Origin of the sequence: Kitasatospora sp. NPDC057198, assembly GCF_042670125.1 — a bacterium.
In the GTDB taxonomy this organism is placed as follows: domain Bacteria; phylum Actinomycetota; class Actinomycetes; order Streptomycetales; family Streptomycetaceae; genus Kitasatospora.
This window is the reverse complement of the sequence record NZ_JBHUWH010000038.1, coordinates 24,040-30,318: the sequence shown is the minus strand read 5'-3', so window position 1 is coordinate 30,318 and position 6,279 is coordinate 24,040. Positions and strand designations below refer to the sequence as shown.

Annotated in this window: 6 protein-coding genes; 4 read left to right on the top strand and 2 right to left on the bottom strand. The window is 73.8% G+C overall.

What is annotated here, in order from left to right; genetic code table 11:
- Positions 1 to 2,157, bottom strand: a 2,157-nt coding sequence (gene pepN, locus ACFUEL_RS07240; protein ID WP_380235049.1) for an aminopeptidase N, incomplete at its 3' end; no start/stop codon positions are given.
- Positions 2,158 to 2,298: 141 nt separating this feature from the next.
- Between pepN and ACFUEL_RS07235 the strand changes: the two genes are divergently transcribed.
- The 4 genes from ACFUEL_RS07235 to ACFUEL_RS07220 all read left to right on the top strand — a co-directional run bounded on the left by ACFUEL_RS07235 (position 2,299) and on the right by ACFUEL_RS07220 (position 5,852).
- A complete protein-coding gene (locus ACFUEL_RS07235; RefSeq protein WP_380235050.1) occupies positions 2,299 to 3,543 on the top strand; it encodes a TerD family protein in 1,245 nt (414 codons plus the stop codon).
- Between the two features lies 1 nt (position 3,544).
- Positions 3,545 to 4,456 (top strand): hypothetical protein, encoded by a 912-nt coding sequence (locus ACFUEL_RS07230; RefSeq protein ID WP_380235048.1) that lies wholly within the window; start codon positions 3,545 to 3,547, stop codon positions 4,454 to 4,456.
- Between the two features lie 167 nt (positions 4,457 to 4,623).
- Positions 4,624 to 5,085, top strand: a complete 462-nt coding sequence (locus ACFUEL_RS07225; protein WP_380235047.1) for a hypothetical protein — start codon at positions 4,624 to 4,626, stop codon at positions 5,083 to 5,085.
- Positions 5,086 to 5,099: 14 nt separating this feature from the next.
- Positions 5,100 to 5,852, top strand: coding sequence for a hypothetical protein (locus tag ACFUEL_RS07220; protein WP_380235045.1), 753 nt, complete (start codon positions 5,100 to 5,102; stop codon positions 5,850 to 5,852).
- Positions 5,853 to 5,916: 64 nt separating this feature from the next.
- On the opposite strand, the gene ACFUEL_RS07215 is transcribed toward ACFUEL_RS07220, so the two are convergent.
- Complete coding sequence (locus tag ACFUEL_RS07215) at positions 5,917 to 6,204, bottom strand: hypothetical protein (protein ID WP_380235044.1); 288 nt, start codon at positions 6,202 to 6,204, stop codon at positions 5,917 to 5,919.
- Positions 6,205 to 6,279 lie beyond the last annotated feature (75 nt).

Genomic DNA, 6,279 nt, shown 5'->3' with positions numbered 1-6,279 from the left:
GGCCTTGGCCGCTTCGCCGGGCCGGGCGGCCAAGGCACGCGCCGCGCCGAACTCGGCTTCGCTGCCCGGTTCCCGGGCCTCCTCGGCGGCGATCCGGTCCGCGTCGATCTCGCCGAGCGCGGCCAGCCGGGCCAGCCCGGCCCAGCGCAGTTCCGGTCCGACGGTCAGCCCGTCCGGCACCCCTTCGCCCGCCAACCAGCCGCGCAGTTCGGCGAGTTGCCCGGTTCCGCCGCTGCTCTCGACGGCGGTGCGCAGCGCGGCCAGCCGGATGCCCTCGCTGCCGCCGCCCGCCAGCAGGGCGCGGGCGGTGCGGCTGACGACGGCCAAGCCCTCGGCGCGGCGGTCGGCGGGCAGGTAGCGGCCGGCCACGTGGACGCGGGCGAAGGCGAGGACGGTCTCGACGATGCTGTCGGAGGTCTCGGCGGGCAGGTGGCGTTCCATCAGGTCGAGGTACGCGGCGGGGTCGAGTTCGGCGTCCCGGACGAGGTCGCGGGCGTGCTCCCACAGGACGGCGCGGGTGACGTCGTCCGCGAGGGTGGACAGCGATTCGCCGACCGCCCGCCAGGAGCCCTCGTCGAGGCGGATCTTGGCCCAGGTGAGGTCGCCGTCGTTGGGGACGACCAGGGTCGCGCCGGCCTCGACCAGGGCGGGGACGGCGACCCGGCGGCCGGGGCCGAGTTCGACGGGGACGCGGCCGACCGGGACGAGCCGGCCGTCCTCGGTGCGGTAGCCGCCGACCTCGACCAGGTGCGGGCGGCTGCCCTCGTTGACGACGGTCAGCGCGGTCAGGGTGCCGTCGGCGGCGCGCTCGGTCTCGGCGCGCAGCGTGTCGACGCCGCTGGTGCGCAGCCAGGCGTCCGCCCAGCCGGGCACGTCGCGGCCGCTGCTGGCGCTCAACGCGGCGAGGAAGTCCGGGAGTTCGGCGTTGCCGTAGAGGTGGTCGGCGAAGTAGGCGTTGAGTCCGGCGAAGAAGGCGTCGTCGCCGAGCCAGGCGACGAGCTGGCGCAGCGCGGAGGCGCCCTTGGCGTAGGAGATGCCGTCGAAGTTGACCATCGCCTCGGCGACCGAGCGGGTGCCGTTGCCCGCCACGGGGTGGGTGGAGCCGCGCTGGTCGGCGTCGTAGCCCCAGCCCTTGCGCTGGACGGAGAAGCCGGTCCAGGCGCCGGTGAAGCGGGTGGCCTCGGCGGCGATCCGGTAGCCGAGCATCTCGGCGAAGGACTCGTTCAGCCACAGGTCGTCCCACCAGCGCATGGTGACCAGGTCGCCGAACCACATGTGGGCCATCTCGTGGCAGACCACCATGGCGCGGCGTTCCCGTTCGGCGTCGGTGGCCGGGGAGCGGAACAGCATCTCGTCGCGGAAGACCACGCAGCCGGGGTTCTCCATCGCGCCCCAGTTGAACTCGGGGACGAACGCCTGGTGGTAGTCGCCGAACGGGTAGCGCTCGTCGAAGAGTTGGTGCAGCCGGTCCAGCGAGGCGGCCGTCACCTCGAACAACTCGGGTGCCTCGCGGTCGAGTTCGGCGGCCAGCGAGCGGCGGGCGTGCAGGCCCAGCGGGATGCCGTCGTGCTCGCCGTGCACCGAGTGCAGCGGGCCGCCGACCACGGTGAACAGGTAGGTGGAGATCGGCTTGGTCGGTGCGAACTCCCAACTGCCGTCCTCACCACGGACCTTGGCGCCGTTGCCGACCACGGTCCAGTCCGCGGGGGCGGTGACGGCCAGCGTGATCGGCGCCTTCAGGTCGGGCTGGTCGAAGCAGGCGAACACCTTGGCCGCCAGGTCGGGCCCGCAGGTGGCGTACACGTACACCGCGCCGTCGGCCGGGTCGGTGTAGCGGTGCAGGCCCTCGCCGGTGCGCGAGTAGCGCATCTCGGCCTCGACGAGCAGTTCGTTCTCCGCGCGCAGGCCGGGCAGCGCGAGCCGGTTGCCGTCCAGGGCGGCGGTGTCCAGCGGCTTCCCGTTCAGGACGGCGCGCCGCAGGACGGCGGGGTCGACGTCGACGAAGCTGTCGGCGCCGGGTTCGGCGCACCGGAACCGGATCTCGGTGGTGCTGGCGAACCGGTCCGGGCCGCCGGTGAGGTCGAGGTCGACGCGGTAGCCGTCGACCTCCAGCAGGCGGGCACGGACAGTTGCTTCGGAGCGTTGTAGTGCTGGCATGTCCGCATGCTCGCCGAGGCCGCCCCGGCCGGGCAAGCGGACGGGCGTCCGATTCGCTCGCGGCGTACCCCGCCGGGCGGGGCGGTTTGGCTAGGCTGGTGGAGGCGGCGGCGATTCGAGGAGGAGCACGTGACGGCTGTTCTGGTGCAGGGCGGCAACGCCCCCCTGGGGTCGGCCCGGGTCGTGATCGAGGTCACCGCGCCCAAGCGGCTGGACGTGTCCGGGCTACTGCTGACCGCGGCCGGGAAGGTCCGTTCGGACGCCGACTTCGTCTTCTTCAACGCCCCGCAGGGCCCCGGCGTCACGCACCGCCCGGCGGGCGGCGGCACCGCCGACGCGATCACGGTGGACACCGCGGCCGTGCCCGGCGAGATCACCCGGATCGTGGTGACCGCCTCGCTCGACGACCAGCGGGCCACCTTCGCCGGCACCGAGCCCACCGCGACGCTCCGGGACGCCGACACCGGCCGGGAGCTGTTCACCTTCACCCCGCCCCGGCTGTCCCGGGAGACCGCCCTGGTCGTCGTCGAGGTCTACCGGCGCGGCGCCGAGTGGAAGGTCCGCGCCGTCGGCCAGGGGTACGCCGACGGGCTGGCCGGCATCGCCACCGACTTCGGCGTCTCGGTCGAGGACGCGCCCCCGGCCGCCGCCACCACCGCGGCCGCCCCGCCGGCCCCGCCCGCCGCTCCGCCGGCCGCCCCGCCGCGGCCCGACAGCGCCCCGCGCGGCGCCGCGGCGCCCCAGGCCCCGGCCCAGCCCCAGGCGCCCGGTACACCGCCGCCCATGCCGTCCGGCTCGCCCGCCGTCGGGAAGATCACCCTCGACAAGGGCCGGGTCAACCTGGTCAAGGGCGGCTCGGTCTCGCTGGAGAAGGGCGGGAAGCCGTTCCTCTCCTCGGTCCGGATGGGCCTCGGCTGGGAGCCCGCCGGCCACGGCCGCAACATCGACCTCGACGCGTCCGTGATCGCCTTCGACGCCCGGCGCGAGAAGCTCGACACCGCCTGGTTCATGAAGCTCTCCATCTTCAACGGCGCCATCGCCCACTCCGGCGACAACCTCACCGGCAAGGGCGGCGGCGACGACGAGGCGATCACCGTCCACCTGGCCGGCCTGCCCGCCGAGGTCTGCGGCCTGGTCTTCGTGGTCAACTCCTTCTCCGGGCAGAAGTTCACCGACATCAAGAACGCCTACTGCCGCCTGGTCGACACCGCCACCGAACAGGAACTCGTCCGCTTCGACCTGGCCCAGTCCGAGCCGCACACCGGCGTCGCCATGTGCAAGCTCGTCCGCCAGTTCTCCGGCGAGTGGGTGATGACCGCCCTCGGCGAGTACGTCAACGCCAAGACCGCCCGCAGCATGGTCAAGCCCGCCGCCGCGATGCTCTGACGTGCCCCCGGACGACCGCCACCGCTTCCACGTCCGCCTCCGGCCGCCCACCGCCCCGGCCCCGCCGGAGGCGCTCGACCCGTTCGACGAACCGCCGTACGACTACCCCGTCCTCGCCCTGATCGGCTGCGCCGACCTCGCCGCCACCGACGCGGCCGCCGAGGCGGGCGGCTTCGGCGCGCCCTGGCACTTCGACGTCCCCTACGACCTCTCCGCGTTCCTGGAAGGGCTCGACCAGCTGCTCACCGCCTTCCACGACCGCACCCCGCACACCCTGGACCTCTACCCCCAGGGCCTGGAACGCACCCTGACCTTCACCTTCCCCACCCCCGACCTGGTCACCGTCCACTGCACCTCCCGCACCACCTGGGTGCCCTCCCCCAGCACCGAACACCACCCGTACGACCAACTGCACGCCCAACTCACCACCCTGGCACGCGAGTTCGCCACCGCACTGAAGACCTCCGGCTCCCGCACCGCCCCCCGACCCCCCTTCCCGGCCTGGCGCGCCGGACATTTCGCCCCCGCCCCCGTCACCATCGCGCACCCGGACGACCTCCCCCGCGTCCTCGCCGCCCGCGCACCCACCCGCCACCACCGCGTCGACACCAGCGCCGTTACCTCCCTGGACGACCTCTTCGACGCCATCAGCCGCACCCTCCCCCTCGACCCGCCACTGCATGGCCGCGGCCGGAGCTGGGACGCCCTGGACGACTCCCTCTTCGGCGGCCTGCACGAGGACCCCGACCGCACCCCCCTGATCACCTTCACCGACCTGACCGCCCTCTCCCCCGCCGAACTCCACTTCCTCCAAGAAGAGTTCACCTCCCTCGCCGAAACCCTCGCCGCCCCCGCCCGCACCCGGAACCGCCCCACCCACGTCCAGTTCCTCATCGGCCGCACCGACACCTGAGCAGGCACGATCAGGAGGCCGAGGAACGGCGGGGCCGAGCTGCTGACGACCGGAGCCCACCGAAGGTCCGTGCCGCTGCGTGCTTTTCAACCACAGCACCCCTCCCCTCCGCCCCCTCCCCTCCCAACTCCCATCCTTCCCAACCCACTTCCCGCTAGCGTTCCCCCATGCCCGCCGCCCCGCCACCCTCCGTCGCCTTCCGCTTCGCGGTCCGCCCCGGCCAGGGCGCCCCCAGCGGCTTCGACCTCTGCGACCTGGCGTTCACCGGCCCCGAGGGCTCCACCACCTCCGCCGGCCACACCCCCGACCAGGGCATGATGCTCGTCCTCGCCGTCCCCGGCCTGCTCGACGAGGTGCGCTTCCTGCTCTCCCGCCGCCACGGCACCACCACCTTCCGCCCCGCCGACTCGTCCTTCCGCCTCTCCTTCACCCTCCACCGCGGCCTGGTCACCGTCACCGCCCCGGACCGCCGCCCGCTCGGCACCACGACGACCGCCGTCCTGACCCACGCCCTGCTCACCGCCGCCGAGTCCTTCACCGCCGGCCTCCTCCCCACCCTCCCCGCCGACGACCCCGCCCACCACGACCTGCCCCTCGCCCTCGCTACCTTCCGCGCCCTCCACCCCTGACCCCTGGAGCCGCTGTGCCCACCACCCCCGACCGCCCACCGGCCCTCACCACCCACGCCGACCTGTCCGTCTTCCCCGACACCCACACCGCCCGCCAGTACGCCCTGATGTCCGGCTTCCTCGAACTCCGGCTCTCCACAACCGAATTCCGCCGCACCTGGTACGCCTCCCGACGCGCCGCACTGGCCGCCGGCGAACGCCCCGCCGGACGGCTCGCCGAGGCGCTCGACACCCTCTTCGCCGCCATGGAGGAGGCCGACACCACCGAAGCGGACCTCCGCACGGCCGTCCGCACCGCCCTCGACACCACCCCGCCGGGCGACCCGCTCACCCGCCTGATCTCCGCCTGCGGCCTCGCCCCGCTCCCTCCCCGGCCACCCACCACCACCCTCCCCACCCCGGGCGCCCTCTGGCAGCGCGCCGCCGCCTTCGAGGCCACCCCCACCCGCACCGTCCCGCTCGACTCCCCCGACCCCGCCACCGCAACCGACCGCATCTGGCTCCAACTCGCCCGCACCACCGGCCTGTTCGCACCCAACGGCACCTTCCTCCTGAACATCGGCGCCCGCGGCCTCGGCCACCTCGACTGGGCCCCCGTCCGCCACCACCTCGGCGCCCACCTCGCCGCCCTGCTCGGCGACCACCCCGACCAACCCGAATTCATCGCCCTCTCCCCCGACGGCCGCACCGCCCTCGCCGTCACCACCGAGGAGTACGACATCTGGCTCATGCACCTCACCCCACCCTGGCCCGCCCTCCCCCACTGACCGCCCCGGCACAGGCGGCAGCACGGAACTCCGCCCACAAGTCCCGGCGACCGGGCGACGCCGCTCATCCGGTGTAGGCGAGACGAACCTCGCGACTGCGCCCGCCCATCGTGAACGCCAACCGCTGCGGCCCCCGCGCCAGATGCCCCGCCAACATCCCGGGGTCGTGCAGCAGCACTCGGTACGCCTCGGCCTGGTCCCACCCCAACGGCAACGTCCGGAGCACGGCCCACAGGGCCTGTCCGGCGGCAGTCACCGTGGGGTAGGTGTGCTCGGCCATGACGCCTGGGATCGAAGCAGTGCACTGGTACACCGCTGCCATCGGTTGCTTGATGTCGAGGTCACCGGTCACGGCCGACCTCCGAGTGGGCGATGCACACCACGGTGTCGAAGTCGTGCACCACTCCATGAACGCCGGGCAGAGTGA

Coding starts and splice junctions, on each gene's coding strand:
- ACFUEL_RS07225 (WP_380235047.1), top strand. CDS start 4,624: ATGCCCGCCGCCCCGCCACCCTCCGTCGCCTTCCGCTTCGCGGTCCGC.